Below are 21,828 nucleotides of genomic sequence, written 5' to 3' on the forward strand. Positions count from 1 at the left end.
CGATGCCGATGCCTGTTGTCCCCGCCGATGCCTGGCGCCAGGAGCAGCAGCAATGAACCTCTCGATGCGACCGCCGTGCGCCATCGTCCGCTGCGGGCACGTGGCTGCAAGCCGCCGGCCACCCGCATGCGCGCACGCCGCGCAGCGCCGTGCGCGCGGACAATGCGTTGCGGGCGCATTGCGCCAGGAGCAGCAAGCATGACGCTCTCGCTGCCCTGGCTGGTCGGCGCCGCATTGCTGCTGATCGCCGTCGTCGGCTGCGTGCGCCTGCTGCGGGCGTACCACCGGCAGCCGTATTCGCGCACTCGGCTCTGGCTGCTGCTCGCCGCCCAAGCGTTACTCGCTGCATTGCTCTATCCGGTGCTGTTGCCCCCGCCGCGCGCCGGAACCGGTGCGGAACTGCATATCGCCACCGCCGGCACCGCCGTCGGGCAGCGCTCCACGGGTGACACGGCGCACTGGGTCGCCCTGCCGGAGGCGCCCGCCTTACCCGGCGTAACACGCGTACCGGACCTGGCCACCGCGCTGCGGCGCGCACCCGGCACCACGGTGCTGGTCGTGCATGGCAGCGGCCTGCCCGCTCGCGACCGCGAGGGCCTGAACATGCCGCTGCGGCTGAAGCTCGGTCCCGCCCCCCGCGGCGTGGTCGCGGTTTCGCCACCGCCGCCAGTGGCCCCGGGCGACACCATCGCGGTGGCTGCGCAGGTGCAAGGCCTTGCCGACGCGCGCGTGGAACTGCTCGATCCGGCCGGGCAGGTGGTGGACAGCGCCGTGGCCGACCGCGCCGGCCGCGTGCGCCTGCGCGGCCTGGCGCGCGCGCCGGGCCAGGTGCTGTTCGCCGTGCGTGCACGCGATGCCGCCGGTGCCGAACGCAGCCGCGTAGAGGTGCCGGTCCTGATCGCGGCCATGCCGCCGGCGCGCGTGCTGCTGCTGGCCGGCGCACCGCAGCCGGAGCTGAAGTACCTGCGCCGCTGGGCCAGCGACGCCGGGCTGGAGGTGCGTAGCCAGATCGCGGTCGGCCCTGGCGTGCAACTCGGCGAGGGCGCCGCGCTGGATGCGGCCAGCCTGGACCGGCTGGACCTGCTGATCGTCGACCCGCGCCGCCTGGTGGCGCTGGGCCCTGCGCAGCGCCTGACCCTGCGCGCGGCGATCCAGCGCGGCCTGGGCGTGCTGGTGCGCACCGACGGGCCGCTGGATGCCGGCACCCGCGTCGCCCTGGCCGAGCTGGGCCTTGCCATCATCGGCGGCGGCACCAGCAGCCCGGTGCCCGCACCGCAGCGGCTCTCGCCGCCGGTCGCAGCGGCCGATCCTGCCAGCGGCCCTGGCGACGCCCCAACGCTGGCGCCGCTGCAACGTCGCGACCTGCAACCGCAAGCCACCGACGCCCTGGTCGCCGCACGCGCCGACGATGGCAGCGCCCTGGGCTGGTGGCGCGCCCAAGGCCGCGGGCGCATCGGCATCGGCCTGGTCGAAGACAGCTTCGCGCTGGTTCTGGCCGGCCGCAGCGATCTGCACGCCGCGCTCTGGGCGCAATTGGCTGCCGCCGTCGCCCGCCCGGGCGGTGCGCTGCCCAGCCCGGTGCAGGAAGGCTGGTCGCAACAACGCATGACGCTGTGCGAGCTGCACGCCGACGCCTTCGTGACCGCCCCTGACCAAGCCCGCCAGCCGCTACTGCCTGAGCGCAACGGCAACGCGCCGCGTTGCGCTGGCTACTGGCCCGCCAGCAGCGGCTGGCATCGCCTGCACACCGGCACCTCGCAACGCTGGCTCTATGTCCGCGCGCCCAACGATGCAGCTGCCATGGACGCGCAGCAACGCCGACTCGCCACCCTTGCCATGGCGGCCGGCACTGCTTCGATTCCCATCGCCACATCTGCTGCCCAACCCGGCGCGCGCTGGCCGTGGCTGCTCGCCTGGCTCAGCGTGGCGGTAGCGCTGTGGTGGTTCGAGCGGCGGCGTGGGAGCCAGGCATCCGCGCGCTGACGGTGCAACACCACTGACGGCCGTTATAGCCTCTGAAAACGCGGCGGACCCTCACTATTGCGGCCGTCGCGAATCGGCGGCAGTGCCTATACCCTTCCGTTTAGGCGCCGCCTCATCATCGAAACACGTTGGGGACTGTATGAAGCTGCGTTGGTATTTCATCCCATGGCTCACATATGCGAGCCTGCTTGTACTCCTGCGCTTTACCTTCGTAGGTCCAAGCGAAGCACTGGCAACCGCTTATGGCTTCGGGAGCCTGCTGGTGCTCGGCATCCCCTGCTTGATTGGAAGTGCTCGGATCCGCCGCGAGCTGGAAGCGACGGATCGCAAGCTATAGGAACAGCTGACGCATTTCCCCGGGCTTGGCCCCGGTGCTTACAACAACTTCGCCACACTTGCCTGGATCACCCAACCCGCTTCATCGATTCCCGAGCACGTCAAACCACTATGGTTGAATGCGCGCAGGCTTCGCTGGATTGCGCTTGCCTGGTTCCTGACAGGTATCCCAATGATCACGCTCCTATCGATAGGGCATCCGTAACGGAAGCGAGCGTCTGCAGACCTGTCAGGGTCACCTGAGGTATCGCCAGCCGCATCGTCCCGCCGGGCAGCTTAGAATCAGAGGTGCCCTCGTTTAACGCCATAGCGGCACAAACTCTGCTCGTCACTGCATCTGCGCTTAGTGCGATGGGGCAAACGTTTCCTATGGACGTCGCCACACGCGGCAGTGATTGTTCGCCGGCATTGCTACGTCGTCGATCAGCTGCAACCCAACCGATGCTGCCAGCGCATCCACCGCTTCGGCATCACGGATGCCCGATGCAGGATCGCGCTCGCGCAGCATCGCGTCGAAGGCGCGATTGCTGTCGCTGGTAAATTGCCCATTGCGATTGAACGGCCCATACACCGCCAGCACTGCCTGCGGCGCCATTACTGCGGGTAAGCCTGCAAACAAGGCCTGCACCTGCGGCCAGCCCATGATGTGCAAGGTATTGGCGCTGTAGATCGCATCGAAGCCGCGCTGGCCGTCACGCAGCACGGGCAAGCTGGGCGCCGGTGCAAGCCCGGGCGTGGGTATCAACACGGCCTGGAGCGGAATTGGTGGCGGCGTGTTCGGCAGCGCCGCCTCGTCCAGCCATTGCCGCATGCCGGCAAGATGATCGAGGTGGTCGCTGGCCTGCCACTGCAACCACGGCATCGCCGCAGCGAAATGCACGGCGTGTTGCCCGGTGCCCGCACCGATTTCCAGCACCTGCTGCCGGTCGGCAAAGTGCGGGCGCAGTACCTCAAGAATCGGGTCGCGGTTGCGCGCGGACGCTGGCGAAAACGGTTTGGGCATCATCGGCATCTGTCGTGGTGGCGGTGATTATCGCGGGCAAGCATCGCTTGGCGGCAACCGTTCGGTGAACACGGTGCCGCTGCCCTTCGCCCGCAGCGCGTGGTGTTGCGTTGAGCAGCCTTGCCCATGGCTGCGGCTGCGGCACTGCACGCTGAGCGTGCAGCCATGCTGAGCTTCGCATGCAGCCGCACGCATCACCGCGGTGGCGGCAAGGCCTCATATGCACGCCGCACCGCATCTTCGCCGAAGCGACGTTCCAGCCGACGCACGATGAAATGGCCGTGCGCCATCGCCTGGAAGTGGCGCATGAACACGGTATTGAGCGTGGCACCGCTGACCGCGCCAACCAGCGGCACCGCCTGCACGGCGAGCTTTTCGCCCACATTGACCGAAAACTTCGCCGCGATGCGCGAGACCAGCGAGACCAGTGCCGGTGCACCCTTGCTGGCGAAGCCGTGTGCGGCCACGTAGCTGGCCGCGGCACTCAATTGCTGAGCCATCGCCGCACGGACCGCGAAGTAGCCGGATTCGGCGCCGTCGTCGCTGGCACTGCGCCCGCCATGCGCCAGCACTTCCAGGCACGCCAGCGCGGTGTCCGGGTCGTCCAGCGATTCGCCTTCGGCACGGGCAATATCGGCGATGGAGCGCAGCATCACCGTGGTGGTCACCGGCAGCTCCACCATCAAGCCCGGCAGCCCGAAAAACCCGCCCGCGCCACCGGAAACCGCCACCGCCAGCGTATGCCACGTCGTGGATGCCGGCTGCTGCGCATCGGCCTTGCCGCGCAGGCTCAGCAACGCCGATTTCATCGCCACCTGCAGCGCGCGCCGGGTCACACCGTCGATGCTGCGGGTCACCACCTTGGGAAGCCGTTTGGTGATCAGGCTCTCGATCGGCGCGCCCAGCGCATTGGCCAGTTGCGCTGCCACGCCGGGGTTTTCCAGTAATGCGTGGGCCGTGGCCAAGTCGCGCTGCGCGGCAGCGTCCATCACCGTTATCGGAAGCGTTGTCATGCCTGCTCATCATGGTTGGGACCTGGCCGATGGTACCCAGCGCGATGTGAGTGCCGCACAAGCGAACTGGACCCTTCTGGGCCTGCAGCGCAATTGGCTGTTAAAATGCGGCAATCATCGGCGTCCAGGTAGCAAATGCGCAGCAGATGAATTGCGAGATCCGCCACAGCATCGTCATTGCCGCAGCGCCGGAAGTGGTCTGCGCTGCGTTGTCAGAGCCCAAGCAGCTTGCGCGTTGGTGGACCCGCGAAGTGAGCCTGGCCGACGATCTGGTGCGGCTGGACTGGAGCCGGCAGGGCTGGCGTGTGGAACTGAGCATCGACGAAGGCGCCAATCACCAACTGGTGTGCTGGCGCTGCCACGCCTCCAACATGCTCGACACCGACGCCTGGAAAGGCACGGTGATGCGCTTTGAACTGCGCTCCATCAGCCAGGGCACGCAGGTGGATTTCGTGCAGTCCGGCTATCGCGATTCGCCGTGCAAGGAGGCCTGCGCGCGCGGCTGGCGTTTCTTTCTCGGCAGCAGCCTCAAACGCTATGTGGAAACCGGCGAAGGCGCGCCGTCGGCCGATATGCCCATGCCCCCGTTGCCAGAAGACAACCCGCACACCGCGCGCTGAGGGTAGCAGCGGCGAGCTGCAGCATCGTTCAACGCGCTGGGTCGATGACAGGCAACCGCGTGTGGACGCCAAACCTGGCAAGGTTTCCGCCCATCTTGTGCGTGACGAACAAGAGCAGCCAACAAGGCCGCTACGCAGACCGCCAAGCGGTTGCTGCGGCCTTCGCACACAGCGGTGAAGTGCACCTGCGCTGCGATGAACCATCGGGCCACTCACAAATCTCGGCATCTTCCGAACACGCGACGGTTGCTAGCCCGCAGAGCTTTATCTTCGAAGGTTCCGGCCGTCGCCCGCCGGCAAGTTGGCAGTGATGCGTCGCACCATCGCCCGCATCGCGTCTCGCATCAACTAACCGGTTACTGCAACCGCACGCCATGCGCCTGAAGCCACGGACGCATGCCGTGCGAATCGCCGGCAACTCACGCGGTGCGCGGTTGGCCCATCGACGCGGCGGTGGCAACCGGCAACTGCGCATCCACCGTCACCGGGCTGTCGGCCTGCAACAGGGCACGCGCTTCGGCATCGCTGGCCACCGCCGGCGGCGAGCCGCGTAGCGGCAATCCTGCGGTTTCGCGCACGAACAGCATGGTCAGCAAGCCGATCGCCGCCGCACCCATCAGGTAATACGCCGGCACCAGCGGGTCGCCGGTGCGCTCCACCAACCAGGCGGTGACCAACGGCGTGGTGCCGCCAAACAACGACACCGACACGTTGAAGGCAATCGACAGCGCGCTGTAGCGCACCGGCGTGTAGAACAGCGCCGGCAAGGTGGACGGCATCGAACTGGTGAAGCACACCAAGGCCAGGCCAAGCAGCATCAGCCCGGCGAAGATCAGCCCATCGTGGCCGCTGCCGATCAGCAACAGGCAGGGGATGGCCAGCGCAAACAGCGCAACGCAGGCACCGATGATCATCGGCCGCCGGCCCAGTCTGTCGCTGAACATGCCGCCGACGATGTTGAGCGGCATCATCACCAGCATCACCAGGATGATCAGCAACAAGCCCTTGCTCTCGGCGTAACCCATCGTGACGCTCAGATAGCTGGGCATGTAGGTCAGCAGCATGTAGTCGGTGACGTTGAACACCAGCACCAGGCCCACGCACTTGAGCAGCTGCGGCCAATGCAGGCGCAGCAGCGTGGTCAGGCCTTGTGCGGCGCTCTGCCGCTCGCGCTGTTCGGATTGTTCGGTGTAAGCGCGAAATGCCGGGGTTTCTTCCAGTTTCATGCGCATGTACAGGCCCAGCAACCCCAACGGCCCGGCGATCAGGAACGGCACGCGCCAGCCCCAGTCGAGCATCTGCGCCGGAGTGACGCTCATGTGCAAGGCCGTCACGGTGGCGGCGCCGGCGATGTAGCCGCCCAGCGTGCCGAACTCCAGCCAGCTGCCCATCAGGCCGCGATTGCGGTCGGTGGCGTATTCGGCAATGAAGGTGGCCGCGCCACCGTATTCGCCACCGGTGGAAAATCCCTGCAGCACGCGCGCCAGCAGCAGCAGTGCAGGCGCCCATAAGCCAATGCGCTCGTAGGCCGGAATCAGTCCGATGCTGAAGGTGCCCAGCGCCATCAGGATCATCGTGGCGGCCAGCACTTTCTGGCGCCCGTAACGGTCGCCGAGCGGTCCGAAGACCATGCCGCCGATCGGCCGCACCAGAAAGGCCACGGTGAAGGTGGCGAAGGTAGCGATCAATTGTGCAGTGGGGTTACTTGCCGGGAAGAACACCTGGCCCAGCGTCACCGCCAGATAGCCGTATACGCCGAAGTCGAACCACTCCATCGCATTGCCGAGCGCCGCAGCGCCGACGGCCTTGCGCAGCATGCTGCGGTCCACCACGGTAACGTCATCCAGTTGCAGCTGGCGGCGGCGTTTGAACCAGCCAAAGTGCGAACGCATCGCGCGGGCATCGTGCATCTATGGTCTCCGTAAGGTGCGCCTGGGATATCTCGCCGGGCGCAGGCCGTCGCTGCCCACTCGCCCTGGCAACGCACAGGACACGGCACATCACGCAAGCACGGCAGCGCAGTGCACTCAGATGACACCGGAGGCATTCCCGGACGGTCGCGTGGATTCAACGACGCTGCGGGACAGACGACCAAGGGATGGGCATTGCCCAAGGGCTTGATCAGCGCGTCATGTTACTACAGACGCACAATTGATGCAGGCGCGACGGTGCCAGGCGCGAAAAACGCCTTGTTTTCTGGCCGATTCGTCGGCGTTGGTGCGCGATGCGCGCATACCCGATCGCTCTACGTACGCATCCGCCGCGACGATGTCGCGCAGGCCTCGCGTGACGCCGCACAACGCATCGGATATCCACTTGTTACAGCGAAGATGAAAACTGCTGCGCCTGTGTCAGGCGACCGCACGCCAGCTTCCATTCGCCATTCTCAGTGCCGTGCAAGCGATCTCAAGGCACTGCGATGGTGCGCGCAATCAGGCTGGATCCAGCGCCGACAACAGGTCCTGTAGATCCTCACGCGTTTGCGGTCTGACGGCGCGCGCCACTTCCTGCCCATCGCGCAGCAGGATGATGGTGGGCCACAATTTGACGCGAAAAGAGCGACCTAGCGGCCGCCCTTTTCCATCTTCGATCTTGCGGTAATCGAGCGCTCCGTACCCGCCCAACAGCTTTTGCAGCAGCGGCTGCGCGGCGATGCAATGGCCGCACCAGTCGGTACCGAATTCCAGAACCTGCAGACCGGCCTGCGCCTCCAACGCGCTGCGTTCCGGGGCCTGGGTGGCGTACTGGCGAACGAAGCCCATCGTCTGGATGCTCCGCGTGATTACGACAAGGCACGCTGGATATCTTCCAGCGGCAGGTTGGTCAGATCCTTGGCCAGGTCGCCCACCAGGCGCTGCTGGGTTTCCTTGTGCAGCAGTGGGCGCACGCGGCCCAGCGTAGTCGGGTCGGCCACCAACACCAGGTGCGTGTATTCGTGCTTCAACGCGCCATCGTTCAAGGCGTGCGAAAGCTGCTTGGCGAAAGTCATTTCGTCCAGGTCTGTTTCGGTGAGGTCTTGCGGCGCCTTGCCGGCCGGGCCGTCGTCATCGACGTTCTGCACGTCGGTACGCGCGTGCTGGCGCAGCACCACCTTGGCTTCGTTGCCGGTATTGGTGAACCAGCGGGCTTCGCCGCCGTCGGCCACCACTACCAAGGCGCCCTGAGGAATTTGCAGACTCATCCGATTTCTCCTGGTCGATGTTGACGCTGCACGTGCAGCCAGTCGGTCTCAACCTAGGCGAGAAGATGTAAGGATTTCGCCTAGCCGCTGTCAGCATCGCGTTAGTGCTGCACATCCCATCGTGACGGCGGCAGTGCCAGCTGCTTACCGAAAAGCGCGCGAGGACGCGTAGCGCCTGCTGGCTTTCGCCAGCGCGTGAGCAATGGCAGGTATGCCGCCGTCGGTCTACACCCGCGCGGCGGCGCGCGCAGGTGTTGTTCGTTGCTTGGCGCCCTCCCGGCACCGCGGTGTCATCCCGTGCGCTTCGTTCGGCAGCGTTTCGAGCGCGGGACGTCACGTCCCACCTGAGCCGGTGCATTGCCATACAACGGCATTGCATCAGCCCAGATAGGGACGCTCGCTGTCGAACAGCAACTGCCGGGCGCCACGCCGCCATGCATCCGGGCAGCGCTGGCCCAGCAGCACCGCGGCCATCGTGTAGGCCAGGCCGCGGCCGACCAGGCTCACGCCGCCCAACGCCGCTTCGGCCTGCTGCTGGCTGCCGCCGGCCTGCACCGCGTCGAAGAACCGCGCAATGTAGGCGCCATCCTCGCCGGTGCCTTGCAGCGTTGCCGCGCGCAACGCATCGGTTTGCCAGCCCTCGCGCGCGGCCAGTGCCCAGGCGCTTGGTGCTGTGATGGCGTCGAGCCCGGCGTTGTCGGGTAGCACGCGCGCGCGCTGCAGCAATGCGGCGCTTGCGCCACGGGACGCGGCCGCGAGCCGGACGATGCGCGCCTGCACGTCGGCATCGGCGGCCGCCTCTGTCACTGCCGTGTCCAGTTGCCCGTGGGCCAGTGCGTAATAGCTGTGGTATGGCGTGCCCTGGGTGCGCTCACCGCCCTCCAGTGCCACGATCGATGCCAGTGATGGCGACTGCTGCGCCATGCCCGGCAGATCCGTCGCCAGGCCGCGGTAGCGCTGCAAACGGGCCAACAGCGGCAGCACTTCGTCGGCCAGTGCCGGCGCGCGCGCTGCCTGTTCGTACAGCGCCTGGGCCTGCGGCAGATGCAGCTGGCCGACGTGCACGGCCGCTGCAGCGCGCTGCAGCCACGGGTCGTTGGGCCAGCGCGCCTGTGCGGCGACAAACGCCTGGTCGCGCTCGGGCGTGTCGCTGCGGCAGCGGATCGCCGCGTACTGCAACGCAGGCGCATCCGGGTGCGCCTGCGCAGCGGCGGTCTGCTCGCCGCACACCTGCGCCCGTTGCTCGGGCGTGGCGGTGTCCTGCTGCATCCGCAGCGCCACCACGTCGTGCGGGTTGCGCTGCAGACGCTCGGCCAGAAGTGCAGGCACGGCCTGTGGCGCAGTGCGGCCCAACTGTTCCATCCACTGCTCCAGATACGCCGAGCCCGCATCGTCCCAGCGTGCGTGCGCGGTGATCAGGGCCAGATCGCGCTCCGGGCCCAGTTCGCCCAGCAGCTCGTGTGGCGAACGCCCGGACACGGCCGTCAGCACGTCGCGGTACTGGCCGCCCTTGCCACTGACCTTCTGCGGCGGCTCGCTGAAGATGTCCTGCGCCTGGGTGCGTTCCCAGCGTGTGGTGCTCAGGCTACGCGTGGTGTCTTCGCTGGCCGAGCCGTAGCTGGCGCGCCAGTTCAGCAGCAGCGCGGCACCGGCCACGTTGTAGGCGAACTGGCCGCCGTGGCCGCCACTGGGCGCATCGAAACTCTCGATCGTCGCGCCGTCGGCCGTGCGGGTTTCGACGTGATGGGTCGAACGCTCGGACAGGCGAAACACATGGCGGTCGTTGGCCGGGAGGGTGGCCGACTGCCCGTCGATGGCCACCGTCACGGTCTGCTGCAACCCGTTGTAGGCGACCACTTCGGCCATGCCCACCGCACCGCCGGCCCACAACACGCCAACCACGATCGATGCGGCCACCGCCACCCGCGCCACCGACGGAAACACGTCGTCGGCGGCCAGGAAGCGCTGCCACAGGTTCTGCCGCAGATCGCGTTGGCGCATCTCGCCCGGCAGGCGGATCGGGTAGTCGGCCGGCGCCGCCGCAGGGGTATCGTCGGTCGACGAAGCGTCGCCGTTGCGCAGCCGCTCGGCCACGGCATTTTCTGCACGCAGCAACTCTTCCAGGCTGGCATCGCGCAACGTGCCCAGGGCGTCCAGGGTGACTTGCACCCAGCTGCCGGCGGCCTTCATCCAGGCATTGATGTTGTCCTCGTCGGCCTCGACCAGACCGAATTCCGGCAGGCATTGCGACCACTGCGGCTTGTCCAGGGCCTGCGCCAGCGGCGCGTTCAACTGCACCTGCCCGGCTTGCGCATACACCTGACCCAGCGCGCGTTGCACCTGATTGCAGGCCGCCACCAGCTTGCGCAATTCCTTGGCCGAAACGCGGCCATCGGCAATCACGCTATGAAAGGTCTGCAGATACAGCAGGTTGGCGTCTTCCAGATCGGCGATGGTGTGGTCGGTGTAATGCAGCACCGCCAGATAGCCGCGCAGCAGCGCCGGCCAGCCGCCGCCGATACGGTTGGCGGCCGCCATGTGGACGCTGCGGCAACGCTGATCGTGGCCGCTGACGCGTGCGCGCAGCACCCGCAGTTCGTCGTCCAGCTCGGCGATCACCGCCGGCAGCTGTGTGCGCGACAGCGTCGTGCCCTTCCAGGTCACCACCCCGCCAGCGGCGCGCAATCCGCCATCCATCAAGCCTTGCAAGGTGGCGCGTTGGCGCTCGCGCTCGCGCAGCTGTTCGATCGCCTGGCCATCGTCGGGCAGGTACAGGCCGTCCAACGCCTGCAGCAGATCGCCCGACGGCAGCGGCGTGGCATACAGCTCGTCCAGGGTGCGCGCCGTGCGCGTGCACGAGCGACCCAGGTACAGCCCCTGGTAGCGCCGCGACAACGACAACGCGGCGAATTCGCGCTCCAACTGCTCCAACGAGACGGCAGTGTCCACGCAGGTGGGCGCCTGGCCGTTGAACATGCCCAGCGAAATACGCTCACGCAGCGCCTGGGCATCGTGCAGCAGCTCCATGGCCGGGCGCGCATCGATGGGGCAGGCGATGTAGCGGCGCTTGAGATTTTCCTCGCGCGCGGCACTGGGCGGATGCGTGGCCCACATCTGCGAGGGCTGCGCGATGTCGCTCTGAAACAGCCGGTGCATCGGCGCTGCCTCGCTCGGCACCGCCGGCACCGCCCCATGGCCGGGGTCGTTCAACACCACGCGCATGTGTTCGATGATGCGCGACTGGATGGCGAACAGGTCCTTGACCGGACGGTCCTGGGCGCACTCGCGCGCGGCAAAACGCAGCGCGCGCTGGAAGCCGTCATCGGCCGCTTCCAGCTTGTGCAAGGCGTGCACCAGCGCATCGCTGCCGGTGAGCGATGCGGCCACCAGGTCGGCCTGATATTCCATCTCGCGCGAGAGTGCGCGCTGCGCCAATACCACGCCGCGAAAGGTGATTTCGACCAGCGAGCGGATCGACCACACGATCAACGACAGCCCCCAGCCGATCCACGCCACGCGCAGGTCGATGCGCGACAGCGTGGCCAGCACGCGGTCCAGCGCATCGCGCTTGCCCACGATGTGCGCGGCGATCTGCTGGGCGATGTACACCCAACGGCCGACCGCCATGGTGCGCTGGGCGAAATGCCCGAATTCGTGCGCCAGCACCGCCTTCAATTCGCCCAGGTTGAGCACATTGACCAGGCCCAGGCCGATATCCAGATTCTTGCGCGAGGGCAGCAGCAGGTTGATCAGCGACAGGTCGTAGAACACCCCGGCGTTGACTTGCGCCGACAGATAGACCTTGTGCGGACGCGGTGCGCCGGCATCGTCGGCCAGCCGGTACAGGAAGGCGAACAGCGCCGGCTGCTCGGCGGGGGTGAGTTCCAGCGCGCGGGTGTCGCGTTCGGCGCGCTTGTTGAACACCAGCGCCTTGGCCATGAACACCGCCAGAAATGCAGCGCCGGCGGCCACCACCCATCGCCAGAACGCCTGCTCGCCACCGGAACCCTGCAGCAAGCCGGCGACCAGCCGGTAGGCGGTCCAGCCGAACCACACCAGCAAGCCCAGGTACACGGCGATGAAACCGCCCAGGCCGAGCATGGCCAGCCAGGCGTTGCGGCGATAGTTGCTACTGGGTGCAGTGAGCTGTTCCGGCACCACGGCCGGGCCTTGCGGATAGAGCGATTCCATTCGTGTCCCCTGATGAGTGGCCGGGCGCCACGCAGTCGTTCGGCATCCCGGCCGTGCGATTCGATCCGCCGGGCGCGGCGTCCCCTCGCCCCGGCAGCGCAGAAAATAGCCGAGCGTGGCGACAAAATCCATGTGGCCTGCGCGGCGCAGCACATGCCTGCCGCACGATTGCCTCAGCGCCGCTGTAACGCAGTCATGCCTGCGTGGCGGCGCGCTCGGCCCGCACCTGCTGCACCGCCTGCATGGCCGAGCGGGTCAATGGCGTGGGCAGGGCATCGAGTGCGAACCAACCAAGTTCCAGCAGCACCTGCGGTTCGCGCAGCACCGCCTGTTCCGGGCCCTGGATGCTGGCCAGATATACCGGCGCCACCCAATGCTGCGGCGGGTCCATGTCCGGCTCAAAGTGACTGACCACGCAGAGCACGCGCTGCGGGTGCACCTGTAGGCCGGTTTCTTCGAGCACTTCGCGCACCACCGTGGCTTCCACGGTTTCCATCCAGTCCACCTTGCCGCCGGGCAGCCCCCAATGGCCTTGCTCGGGCGCACGCCCGCGCAGCACCAGCAGCAAGCGCCCATCGGCCCGCTGGATGAAGGCACCGCAACCAACGCGCGGGCGTAATTCGGAAGACATCGGCATCGGCAACGCTCGCAGGCTCTGGCGCACCAGTGTCCTCGATGTGGCGGCTGCGGGGAATGCGGGCCGGCATGGTCGATCGCAACGCGCCTGGTTGTTTGAGGAGCGCCACGCAGCAAGCAACGGCCGCTGCGCGCAGAGACAAAAAGCATGCGCCTATCGCGTCATGGCAGTACCGATACGCGATGACATCGCCTTAGCACCGCATTGGCGAGGATGGCGGCTTTCGGCGCCATGCCGGCGCGCAGCTGTTGGAGAGGTGCATGTCCCGAGTTCTCGTCATCGGCGGCCACGGCAAGGTGGCGCGCCTGCTCACGCCGCTGTTGGTGCAAGGCGGGCATCAGGTCACCGCGCTGTTCCGCAACCCCGCACACGAAGACGACGTGATTGCAGATGGCGCCACGCCGGTGGTGTTCGATATCGAACACGCACAGACCGATGCCATCGCCGCGCAACTGGCCGGCCACGATGCGGTGGTGTGGTCGGCCGGGGCGGGCGGCGGCGATGCGGCGCGTACCTATGCGGTGGATCGCGATGCGGCCATTCGCTCGATGCACGCGGCCGAGCAGGCGCGCGTGCGTCGCTACGTGATGGTGTCCTATCTCGGCGCCGGGCTGGAACACGGCATCGGGCCAGACGATGGCTTCTTCGCCTATGCGCAGGCCAAGGCCGCTGCCGACGCGCACCTGCGCAGTACCACGCTGGACTGGACCGTCCTCGGCCCCGGCCGGCTCACGCTGGACCCGCCCTCGGGCCGCATCACCCGCGACCCGGGCAGCGATGCCGACGGCGGCGTCTCGCGGGCCAACGTGGCGCAGGTGATCGCCGCCGCACTGGCCACGCCGCACAGCATCGGCAAAACGATCGGCTTTATCGACGGACAGACCCCCATTGCGCAGGCGCTGTCGCAGCTGGAATGAACGCAATACCCCGCGCGATCCGCACTGCGCGCAGCAACCGGCTCCGGCTAACGAATTCCTAAAGCCGTCGCCCGCATAGTCGCCAGCGCAGCCATTGTGGAGGTCGCTTATGTCCGCGTTCGTCAGCCCGCGCCGCGCCGGGATCCTGCCGCCGTATCTGCTCGAACACGTGGCGCAGGCCGCGCCCGCACATGCGCGCCAGTGCGCGCTGCTGTCGCGGCACATCACTGCGCAGCTACGGCAGCAGCGCGCACTGGGGCTGCTGGCACGCACCGATGCGCTGGCGGCAGACGCCAAGGCGCAACAGACCGCCCAGGCGGTACAGCGGCGCATTTACGATGCCGAGCAAGGCACCGCCTTGCCCGGCACCCTGGTGCGTGACGAAGGTGCCCCTGCCACCCAGGATGTGGCGGTGACCGAAGCCTACGACTATCTGGGCGCCACCCACGATTTCTTCCAGACCGTGTACGGGCGCAATTCGATCGACGCGGCGGGCATGCCGCTGATCGGCACCGTGCACTACGAGCGCGGCTACGACAACGCGTTCTGGAACGGCGAGCAAATGGTGTTCGGCGATGGCGACGGCGAGGTGTTCAACCGCTTCACCATCGCCCTGGATGTGGTCGGGCACGAGCTCACCCACGGCGTCACCGAGCGCACCGCCAACCTGATCTATCAAGGCCAGTCCGGTGCCTTGAACGAATCGATTTCGGACGTGTTCGGCGTCCTGATCAAGCAGTACACGCTGCGCCAGAGCGCCGACCAGGCCGACTGGATCATCGGCGCCGGCTTGCTGATGCCAGGCATCCAGGGCGTGGGCCTGCGCTCGATGCAGGCGCCCGGCAGCGCGTACGATGACCCGGCTCTGGGCAAGGATCCGCAGCCGGCCACCATGGCCGGCTATGTCGACACGCAAGAGGACGATGGCGGCGTGCACTACAACTCCGGCATTCCCAATCACGCGTTCTATCGCGCCGCCGTCGCGATCGGTGGGGCGGCGTGGGAGAAGACCGGGCGCATCTGGTATCGCGCGCTCACTGGTGGCGAGCTGGCCGCCGGCGCCGACTTCGCCACGTTCGCCGACCTGACCGCCAGCGTGGCCAGCGCCGACTACGGCGCCAACAGCCGCGAGGCTGTGGCGGTCCGGCAAGCCTGGCGCGACGTGGGCGTGCTCGCATGAGCCCACAACGGCCACCGGTGGAAGCGGGCGTGACCTTGCGGCTGGCGCGCGAAGGCGGGGTGGCGGCGTTTCCGGCCATGCGCCGCGAGCGCCAGTTGGCGATGGATGCGCTGGACGATGCGCAACGGGAGCAGCTGCGCAGTCTGCTGGATCAGTGCATGGCGCACGCGTTGCCGGCGCCGCAAGCCGGCGGTGGCGACCGGCGCTATTTCAGCATCGTCTGGGACGGCGCCAGCGAGCCGCTGCGCATCCCCGAAGAACATGCGCCGGCCGAAATCGTGCAGCTGTGGAAGCAGGGCACGCTGTAGCGCAGGCCTTCGTCGCTGCGTCGCTTGCAGGTTTTGCTCTACGCCGCGCGTGCGCGCAAATCACGGCAGGCCCCTGCACGTAAACGAAAACACCGCGCAATGCGCGGTGTCTGTCGGTCGGCGAAGATGGTCCAACTGCGGATGCCTGCACCCTTTAAGCTGCCTAGATGCTCCAAGGCTGCACAGCTGGTGACGCATGGTGGCGTGCAGCGCGTTAGCGCCACGTGCAGCGCAGCGGTCAGTCTGAAGACATGCTCCTCATTGCTGCAGCGCACCGCCGTCCGCGCACGGGACAGCGCAGCTAGTGCTCCGGATGCGCTTCCACCAGATGCGCCAGCAGCATCAACGAATCCTGCCAGCCCAGATAGCAGGCATGCAGCGGAATCTGCTCGGGAATGCCTTCCTGCACCACATGCAGATCGGTACCGCACGGCAGCGTATGCAACTGCACCGTGGTCAGCATGGTGCCGGGCAGCGAGGGGTTGTCGAACGCATCGTCGTAGCGCAACAGCACGTTGGGCTGCAGCTCGCGATAGGTGCCACCGAACGCATGCCGCTGGCCATTGGCGAAATGAGTAAACGCCATGCGGAAGGTACCGCCGACATGCGCATGCAAATGCTCCACGGTGCAGGTGAAGCCATTGGGCGGCAGCCACTTTGCCACCGCGTCGGCTTGGAGGAAGGCACGATAGATCCGCTCGGGGCTGGCACGGATGACGCGGTGGAGCGTGACGGTGGACATGGGCACTCGCCTGGGCAGAGAACGTCTCTGCATCCTAGCGGCGGACCGGCGGTTGCACCTCATCGGCAGGCCATGGCCCGCATGCGCCACTCGCATGCCCGGGCCGCGACTGCTTCGGCACCGGCTGCTGACTGCCGTACGCAATGCGTTGCGTGAGCGGCGACGACGCGATGGTGGCCTTGCTGCATGTGCGCGCCGGCCTGCCGATCGGCCCCGCGGCAATGCCCAGCGACACACGCTCGCATTGCCGCCGCGACCGGCTTCGCGGATAGTCGCCGCACTGATCAGACGATTTTTCCATGATGCTTGTCACTGTGTTGCTGCTCGCCGCCGGACTGCTAGGTGCCGTTGTGCTCGTCGGAGGTCTGTGGTGGTGGCTGGCGCGACACCGCGACGCCAATGCCGATGACATCGCGCCGTCGGCCGGGAATGTGCCCACAGCACCAGCGTCGCCCTCGCCCATTGCACCGGAACCATCGCCCGCCGCGCCGCTGCAGCAGCCCGTGCCGCCGCCCGTTGCGCAGATGTTGCAGATCGAACCGCCACCGATGCGCCCGCTGCTGCGGCGCATGTACGCGGCGGTGATGGCCACGCCATCGCTGGCCGAGGGCACGCTGCCCGCCGACCCCGCCCAGGCCGAGGTGCTGGCCGCCGTCGCCGCCGCGCTCGAACATGTCGACCTGCGCCCGCAATTGCTGCCGCGTCGCCCGCACCTGCTGCCGCAGCTGATGCGTGCGGTGAACGACCCCGACGCCTCCGGCCGCGGCATCGCCGCAATCATCGCGCAGGACCCCGCGCTGGCAGCCAACCTGCTGCGCATCGCCAACAGCGCGCTGTACCGCCCGCAAGGCGGCCCGCTGGAAAGCCTGGAGCGCGCGGTCGTGCATATCGGCACCGAAGGCGTGCGCCAGATCGTCGCTGCGGCCGTCATGCAGCCGGTGCTGAGCCTGGATGGCGGGCTTTACTCGCGCCTGCCTGCCGCCGTGTGGGATTACGCCTTGCGCACCGCGGCCGCCGCGGCCGCCTATCTGCGCGAACGCGGCGGCGACACCTTGTCCGGTCAACTTGCCGGCCTGTTGCAGGGCCTGGGTGCGGTGGTGATCCTGCGCGTATTGCGCGACACCTATGCCGAACGCCCCGCCGTGCCCTACAGCCTGGAAGTGGCCGCCGCCCTGGTCGAGCGCCACACCGCCGCCGTGGCCAAGACCATTGCCACCGCCTGGGAACTGCCGCCACAGCTCGGCACCGCGCTGGACGAACAGCGCCCCGAACACGACACCAGCTTGCTCGCCACCCCGCTCGGCCTGGCATTACGCTACGGCCGCCTCGCCGCCGCGCTGGCCATGCTCGCCCGCCACGGCGCCGAGCACGAAGACCGCGCGCTCGGCATCCTGTCCACCCTGGAACCGGACAGCCAGGCCAACGCCGCCCTGTGGCAGCGGCTGGTGGCGGCGAGCGTGGAGTGAGTTGCTGCGATGCAACGGCCCTTGCGTTACCGCAGCATCCAGCGCCAATCGGCCGATGACCATGTCCACTGGGCGCGTTTGTAAATTCCGCTCAGCCATGGCCTGCCAGCTGCAAGCGGCTGGCACGAATGCATTCACGGGTTGAGTGCATTCGCAACTGGGGCATCCAGGCGCAAGCGCACATCATGCTCACACCGCCACGCACAGACTGGCCCGGTTCCCCAAACGATGAGAGACATCCCATGGATAAGAACCGTATCGAAGGCGCCGCCAAGCAGGTCAAGGGCTCGGTCAAGGAAGCCGTCGGCCATGTCACCGGCGACAAGAGCACCGAACTGGAAGGCGCCGCCGAAAAGAATGTCGGCAAGGTGCAGCGCAAGGCCGGCGAAGTGGCCGATGACGTGCGCGACGCGGTCAAATCGACCAAGTAAGTTGGTTGCATGATCGGTAGGCGGATGCCTGCAACGTTATAAACCGCATCAGGACTATGCGTCGCGTACATCGCAGTGAAGTAGCGCAAGCAGCACTCCATCACCAACGCCCTGCCTTGGTCGGGGCGTTGGCGTTTTGGAACACGGCTCTGACGCCGTATCGCACGTATGGAACAGCAGGCTGGCGTGCATTCCGAACTGGGTCTGCAGGTGGGTATGCAGATTAGCGAGCGCCTTGCCAGCACCGGACCTATCGGGGCCACTCACTGATGGCAGCGCCTGGCGTGACGGCTGCGAGACGGAAGGCAACCATCTCATCACCCGCGGCGGCAGCTTCGCTGCCTCACGCCAGGTGCTCCACAGTGCAGCACGCGGCAATGCGAGCCGCACCAATGCCAGCAGCCTGGACGAAGGCTTCCGCATTGCTGAATACCTCGGCACCTGCACCGCAAGTCCATGTAACGATGCAGATGCAGATTCGTGGCGGCGCTGGAAGCGGCGCGGCGGCGTGAGCGCGAACGACGTGCGGGAGAGACAATGCGGTGAGTGGGGTCGGCGCGTTTTCGGGCATCGGTCGGTGCAAAGGCTAGCGATTGAAGGCGATTTTTTAGGTCTCGTGGTTGTTGACAACATGGGTTAGTAAAACTAACGTCGCTGGCGTTAGAGTATCTTCCGGCATTTCGGTAATGGAAGACCGGCAGAAAGTGGCAGGCAGTGTGCAACAAGCACGGTCGCTGCTCAGATCATCAGGATCCCAATCCTAGGCCGCGGCGTTATTTAGAAATTGAGATGGTATGTGTGACACCGGCCTGGCACTGCGTCGCGTTGTTTTTGGATAGCAGTGACACAATCGAATACCTACGCCCAGATGACCCTGAGTCTGACATCGCTGAAGTACGATGGTCTGCCTACATGCACGCATCGATTATAAGACCCAGCAAGGTTGCAATATTCTCGGCTGCCATTCTCTGCGTAACTTCGCTATGTGCATGCGCACGTGCGCCTGGCAACCCAATTTCGCCACTTCCGAAGGAAGCCGCGCGCAATGACAACACCTGCTACTTCAATGGTCAACCCTACGCTTAGCGCTGGTGAGATTGGCGAAAGATTTCTGAAACTGCTTGGAGGTTTGGAATCCAGGAAAGATCTGACAGTCGATCGGGTCCGCGAAGTCACTGGCATTTCTCTGAAGAAAGTTTCCTTCCCCTCTGAGGGTCTTGAATCGTATATCCACGGCCAGGCGCTTACTAACGGCTGGAGCTACTTATTGGAGCTTACTCCCGAGTCTCGTGCTCTCAAACAGGGCATTGGCCTGTCTTTTGTCAACGAAGACAAAGGATCTTCAAGTCTTCAAGGTAACTGCGTCGACTTTGAGAAATACAAAGGTTCGCTTGTTGAGATAGGATTTGTGGATTCGCCCGTGCATGGTGAAATTGGCCAATTACAAAGCTGGCGGTTTGCCAAGTTGGCGAACGACAGAAGCGGAAACGATATTGTGATCTCGCTTGTCCCCCAAAATGAAGTGCCTGGTTCTCCCGGCAGGCTATGTGTCAAATCAGTTGGAACATTGAACTAACCAAGGACGGAAGCTGATGGCAGCGCCTAGCCCGCGACTCGAAGCAGCTCTCGCCAACTATGCTGCATCATGAATCCAGGCGTGTATGCTGCGTCTGTCACCTCTTAGGATCTGCTAAGGAAGGTCTGAACAACGCGATCGGAGGATGTGGTAAGCCATATCGGTCGCGGTGACCGCGCTCAGATCCTCGGTTTTTCGCCGTTTTTGGCGCTTTTTCGGGGTATCGTCCCGATTACGGGCGCACCTACCCCGCGGCGGTAATGAACTCTTTGCGCTTCAGCCACAGATTCGACAGCGCAAACAGCATCAGCATCTGTGCGGTGTTCTTCGCCAAACCGCGATAGCGCACCTTGACGTAGCCAAACTGGCGCTTGATCACCCGAAACGGGTGTTCCACCTTTGCACGCAGGCTGGCTTTTGTGTGCTCCCAGCGCTTGGCCAACTTCAGTTCGCGCTTGTTCTTAATCTGCTTCAGCTTCGAGGGCTTCTCCGCGATCAGGTAGCGCAGTTTGCGCTTGCGCTTCATCTCCTCGCGTTTCTCAAGCCCGGTGTAGCCGCTGTCCGCGCACAGCGTGTCCTCCTTGCCGTGCAGCAGCTTGTGCGCTTGTGTGATATCGGCCACGTTGGCCGCCGTGCACTCCACGTGGTGCACCAGCCCGGAGTCATCGTCCACCCCGATGTGCGCCTTCATCCCGAAGTAGTACTGGTTGCCCTTCTTGGTTTGGTGCATCTCCGGATCGCGCTCGCCATCCTTGTTCTTGGTCGAGCTGGGCGCAGCGATGATCGTGGCGTCCACGATCGTCCCGCCGCGCAAGCTCTGCCCCTTGCGCGACAGGTGCGCGTTGACCCGATTGAACAGCTTGCGCGCCAAATCGTGCTGCTCCAACAGATGGCGGAAGTTGAGAATCGTCGTCTCGTCCGGCACCTCATCCAGCCCGCCGATCTTGGCGAAACGGCGCATCGACACCGTGTCGTACAGCGCTTCTTCCGCCGATGGATCGCTCAGTGCATACCACTGCTGCAAAAAGTGGATGCGCAGCATGGTCTCCAGCCGATACGGCTGTCGCCCCGGCTGCCCCGACTTCGGGTAGTGCGGCTCGATCAGCGCCAGCAGGTCCTTCCACGGCACGACCTGGTCCATCTCGGCCAAGAACACCTCACGCCGCGTCCGCTTGCGCTTGCCGTTGTACTCCGCGTCGCCGAAGGTCAGCTGCATCGAAATCGTCTACTCGGGTCGTTGATCGATTGTGGCAGATCACGATGGATTGTTCAGAGTTTCCCTAATGCGCTTCTCTCGAGCCTTACTCTTCCTAGTTGCACTCTGTGCACCCGTACTGAGTGCTTGTGCCCATAGACCACTGAAGCCGCTTCCGAAGGAGCATGCTGACATGACTTTGCCAGAGGCTGTCACCGGCGACTAAATTACCCTTAGCGCCGAAGAAATCGGCGAGCGCTTTTTGAAGCTGATCGAGAGCCTTGATTCCCGAGATGACCTGGGTCCCGAGCGTATCCGGGAGAAGATTGGAATCACACTAAAGCAGCCAGAGCAGGGACGACTTTCGGTTGGCTACTGGAGCAACGACCTAGGGGACGGATGGCGGTACGCCTTTACCTACATGCCGGAATCGGCTTCTCTTTTAAAAGGCGTCGGGTTGACGTTTCAAAACAGCGTGGATGACTTTGGAAACATGTCTGCCATATGCAAGCTGGATTTTGAATACTACGATCGCAAGCTTAAAGAGATGGGCTTTAACGCGTCTCCTACCTATGGCCCGATTGGGCAGTTGGAGGATTGGCGCTATACAAAACTTGCGAAGAATGGGATTGGAAGGAACATCGTGATCTCCATCATTCCGCAGAATCTTGTGTCCGGTGAGCAGAAGCGCCTGTGTGTCAAATCGATCGGCACATTAAACGGACGCTAATTTTTTCGGGAGGTAGGACATGGCTAGGCCAAGCCCGCAACTGGAAGCTGCACTTTTACGTTTTTCTGCAAACTACGGCGTAAGCAACGACCAAGCCGCCCAGCTCAGCAATGCGATCAGAGCGCGCCAAATTGCTTGATCAGCTTGATCAGCAGGACTCAGGCGTGGCGACCGAGTCATAGTTCTCACCGCCAGATTTTTATACGCGGATGCACTGCTAACCACCGCGCCGACTAAGATAAGATGCGCTCTGGCAACTTTCGATTAACCGCTCATACTAATGGGATTTTGGATGCGCGCCCCCCGAACTTTTTTGCTT

General features: G+C 65.4%; 19 protein-coding genes. 10 read left to right on the top strand and 9 right to left on the bottom strand.

Annotated features, from left to right (window positions below):
- Positions 1 to 27 precede the first annotated feature (27 nt).
- Positions 28 to 1,983: a carboxypeptidase-like regulatory domain-containing protein gene (locus ACCQ03_RS20830; protein WP_209226261.1), complete on the top strand. Its 1,956-nt coding sequence runs from the start codon at positions 28 to 30 to the stop codon at positions 1,981 to 1,983.
- 703 nt (positions 1,984 to 2,686) lie between these two features.
- On the opposite strand, the gene ACCQ03_RS20835 is transcribed toward ACCQ03_RS20830, so the two are convergent.
- Both ACCQ03_RS20835 and ACCQ03_RS20840 read right to left on the bottom strand, forming a co-directional pair.
- Entirely contained in the window at positions 2,687 to 3,331 is a 645-nt protein-coding gene (locus ACCQ03_RS20835; RefSeq protein WP_372359834.1) for a DUF938 domain-containing protein, read from the bottom strand.
- Positions 3,332 to 3,516: 185 nt separating this feature from the next.
- The gene (locus ACCQ03_RS20840) at positions 3,517 to 4,311 is read right to left on the bottom strand and encodes an EcsC family protein (protein WP_209226292.1); all 795 of its coding nucleotides are present in this window, start codon (positions 4,309 to 4,311) and stop codon (positions 3,517 to 3,519) included.
- A 170-nt stretch (positions 4,312 to 4,481) separates the two neighbouring features.
- On the opposite strand from ACCQ03_RS20840, the gene ACCQ03_RS20845 reads away from it, so the two are divergent.
- Positions 4,482 to 4,955 carry an SRPBCC family protein gene (locus tag ACCQ03_RS20845; RefSeq protein ID WP_209226253.1) on the top strand — a complete coding sequence of 158 codons (474 nt, stop codon included), beginning with the start codon at positions 4,482 to 4,484 and terminating at the stop codon, positions 4,953 to 4,955.
- 419 nt (positions 4,956 to 5,374) lie between these two features.
- On the opposite strand, the gene proP is transcribed toward ACCQ03_RS20845, so the two are convergent.
- The 5 genes from proP to ACCQ03_RS20870 all read right to left on the bottom strand — a co-directional run bounded on the left by proP (position 5,375) and on the right by ACCQ03_RS20870 (position 12,991).
- Entirely contained in the window at positions 5,375 to 6,865 is a 1,491-nt protein-coding gene (gene proP, locus ACCQ03_RS20850) for a glycine betaine/L-proline transporter ProP (protein WP_209226250.1), read from the bottom strand.
- A gap of 522 nt (positions 6,866 to 7,387) precedes the next feature.
- Positions 7,388 to 7,717, bottom strand: coding sequence for a thioredoxin family protein (locus ACCQ03_RS20855; RefSeq protein ID WP_057678678.1), 330 nt, complete (start codon positions 7,715 to 7,717; stop codon positions 7,388 to 7,390).
- Positions 7,718 to 7,737: 20 nt separating this feature from the next.
- A complete protein-coding gene (locus ACCQ03_RS20860; protein WP_003487911.1) occupies positions 7,738 to 8,136 on the bottom strand; it encodes a host attachment family protein in 399 nt (132 codons plus the stop codon).
- Positions 8,137 to 8,514: 378 nt separating this feature from the next.
- Positions 8,515 to 12,237 carry a M48 family metallopeptidase gene (locus ACCQ03_RS20865; protein WP_209226289.1) on the bottom strand — a complete coding sequence of 1,241 codons (3,723 nt, stop codon included), beginning with the start codon at positions 12,235 to 12,237 and terminating at the stop codon, positions 8,515 to 8,517.
- 283 nt (positions 12,238 to 12,520) lie between these two features.
- Positions 12,521 to 12,991, bottom strand: a complete 471-nt coding sequence (locus tag ACCQ03_RS20870) for an NUDIX domain-containing protein (protein ID WP_057678677.1) — start codon at positions 12,989 to 12,991, stop codon at positions 12,521 to 12,523.
- A gap of 233 nt (positions 12,992 to 13,224) precedes the next feature.
- Here ACCQ03_RS20870 and ACCQ03_RS20875 point away from each other — a divergent pair, with 233 nt between their 5' ends.
- From ACCQ03_RS20875 to ACCQ03_RS20885, 3 genes are all read left to right on the top strand, one after another.
- A complete protein-coding gene (locus ACCQ03_RS20875) occupies positions 13,225 to 13,881 on the top strand; it encodes an SDR family oxidoreductase (protein WP_057678676.1) in 657 nt (218 codons plus the stop codon).
- A gap of 109 nt (positions 13,882 to 13,990) precedes the next feature.
- Positions 13,991 to 15,061, top strand: a complete 1,071-nt coding sequence (locus ACCQ03_RS20880; RefSeq protein WP_057678675.1) for a M4 family metallopeptidase — start codon at positions 13,991 to 13,993, stop codon at positions 15,059 to 15,061.
- Positions 15,058 to 15,369, top strand: a complete 312-nt coding sequence (locus tag ACCQ03_RS20885) for a protealysin inhibitor emfourin (RefSeq protein ID WP_017157989.1) — start codon at positions 15,058 to 15,060, stop codon at positions 15,367 to 15,369. The genes ACCQ03_RS20880 and ACCQ03_RS20885 overlap by 4 nt, the downstream gene beginning before the upstream one ends.
- A 301-nt stretch (positions 15,370 to 15,670) precedes the next feature.
- On the opposite strand, the gene ACCQ03_RS20890 is transcribed toward ACCQ03_RS20885, so the two are convergent.
- Positions 15,671 to 16,201: an SRPBCC family protein gene (locus ACCQ03_RS20890; protein WP_057678674.1), complete on the bottom strand. Its 531-nt coding sequence runs from the start codon at positions 16,199 to 16,201 to the stop codon at positions 15,671 to 15,673.
- A 209-nt stretch (positions 16,202 to 16,410) separates the two neighbouring features.
- Between ACCQ03_RS20890 and ACCQ03_RS20895 the strand changes: the two genes are divergently transcribed.
- From ACCQ03_RS20895 to ACCQ03_RS20910, 4 genes are all read left to right on the top strand, one after another.
- Positions 16,411 to 17,577, top strand: coding sequence for an HDOD domain-containing protein (locus ACCQ03_RS20895; protein ID WP_057678673.1), 1,167 nt, complete (start codon positions 16,411 to 16,413; stop codon positions 17,575 to 17,577).
- A 242-nt stretch (positions 17,578 to 17,819) separates the two neighbouring features.
- Positions 17,820 to 18,008 carry a CsbD family protein gene (locus tag ACCQ03_RS20900; protein ID WP_057687046.1) on the top strand — a complete coding sequence of 63 codons (189 nt, stop codon included), beginning with the start codon at positions 17,820 to 17,822 and terminating at the stop codon, positions 18,006 to 18,008.
- Between the two features lie 235 nt (positions 18,009 to 18,243).
- The gene (locus tag ACCQ03_RS20905) at positions 18,244 to 18,648 is read left to right on the top strand and encodes a hypothetical protein (protein WP_244664201.1); all 405 of its coding nucleotides are present in this window, start codon (positions 18,244 to 18,246) and stop codon (positions 18,646 to 18,648) included.
- Positions 18,649 to 19,053: 405 nt separating this feature from the next.
- The gene (locus ACCQ03_RS20910; RefSeq protein ID WP_237377069.1) at positions 19,054 to 19,584 is read left to right on the top strand and encodes a hypothetical protein; all 531 of its coding nucleotides are present in this window, start codon (positions 19,054 to 19,056) and stop codon (positions 19,582 to 19,584) included.
- 244 nt (positions 19,585 to 19,828) lie between these two features.
- Here the strand turns inward: ACCQ03_RS20910 and ACCQ03_RS20915 are convergent, their stop codons facing one another.
- Positions 19,829 to 20,800: an IS5 family transposase gene (locus tag ACCQ03_RS20915; protein ID WP_150147813.1), complete on the bottom strand. Its 972-nt coding sequence runs from the start codon at positions 20,798 to 20,800 to the stop codon at positions 19,829 to 19,831.
- Positions 20,801 to 21,005: 205 nt separating this feature from the next.
- Here ACCQ03_RS20915 and ACCQ03_RS20920 point away from each other — a divergent pair, with 205 nt between their 5' ends.
- A complete protein-coding gene (locus tag ACCQ03_RS20920) occupies positions 21,006 to 21,509 on the top strand; it encodes a hypothetical protein (RefSeq protein WP_237377091.1) in 504 nt (167 codons plus the stop codon).
- The last annotated feature ends 319 nt before the right edge of the window (positions 21,510 to 21,828 follow it).

It is taken from the genome of Xanthomonas sp. NCPPB 3569, assembly GCF_041475645.2.
Taxonomy (GTDB): Bacteria; Pseudomonadota; Gammaproteobacteria; order Xanthomonadales; family Xanthomonadaceae; genus Xanthomonas; species Xanthomonas phaseoli.

Bases quoted from the DNA above. Each gene is read 5' to 3' on its own strand.
- ACCQ03_RS20830 (WP_209226261.1), top strand. From the start codon at position 28: ATGCCTGGCGCCAGGAGCAGCAGCAATGAACCTCTCGATGCGACCGCC.
- ACCQ03_RS20835 (WP_372359834.1), bottom strand. From the start codon at position 3,331: ATGCCGATGATGCCCAAACCGTTTTCGCCAGCGTCCGCGCGCAACCGC.
- ACCQ03_RS20840 (WP_209226292.1), bottom strand. From the start codon at position 4,311: ATGGACGCTGCCGCGCAGCGCGACTTGGCCACGGCCCACGCATTACTG.
- ACCQ03_RS20845 (WP_209226253.1), top strand. From the start codon at position 4,482: ATGAATTGCGAGATCCGCCACAGCATCGTCATTGCCGCAGCGCCGGAA.
- proP (WP_209226250.1), bottom strand. From the start codon at position 6,865: ATGCACGATGCCCGCGCGATGCGTTCGCACTTTGGCTGGTTCAAACGC.
- ACCQ03_RS20855 (WP_057678678.1), bottom strand. From the start codon at position 7,717: ATGGGCTTCGTTCGCCAGTACGCCACCCAGGCCCCGGAACGCAGCGCG.
- ACCQ03_RS20860 (WP_003487911.1), bottom strand. From the start codon at position 8,136: ATGAGTCTGCAAATTCCTCAGGGCGCCTTGGTAGTGGTGGCCGACGGC.
- ACCQ03_RS20865 (WP_209226289.1), bottom strand. From the start codon at position 12,237: ATGCTCGGCCTGGGCGGTTTCATCGCCGTGTACCTGGGCTTGCTGGTG.
- ACCQ03_RS20875 (WP_057678676.1), top strand. From the start codon at position 13,225: ATGTCCCGAGTTCTCGTCATCGGCGGCCACGGCAAGGTGGCGCGCCTG.
- ACCQ03_RS20880 (WP_057678675.1), top strand. From the start codon at position 13,991: ATGTCCGCGTTCGTCAGCCCGCGCCGCGCCGGGATCCTGCCGCCGTAT.
- ACCQ03_RS20885 (WP_017157989.1), top strand. From the start codon at position 15,058: ATGAGCCCACAACGGCCACCGGTGGAAGCGGGCGTGACCTTGCGGCTG.
- ACCQ03_RS20895 (WP_057678673.1), top strand. From the start codon at position 16,411: ATGATGCTTGTCACTGTGTTGCTGCTCGCCGCCGGACTGCTAGGTGCC.
- ACCQ03_RS20900 (WP_057687046.1), top strand. From the start codon at position 17,820: ATGGATAAGAACCGTATCGAAGGCGCCGCCAAGCAGGTCAAGGGCTCG.
- ACCQ03_RS20910 (WP_237377069.1), top strand. From the start codon at position 19,054: ATGACAACACCTGCTACTTCAATGGTCAACCCTACGCTTAGCGCTGGT.
- ACCQ03_RS20915 (WP_150147813.1), bottom strand. From the start codon at position 20,800: ATGCAGCTGACCTTCGGCGACGCGGAGTACAACGGCAAGCGCAAGCGG.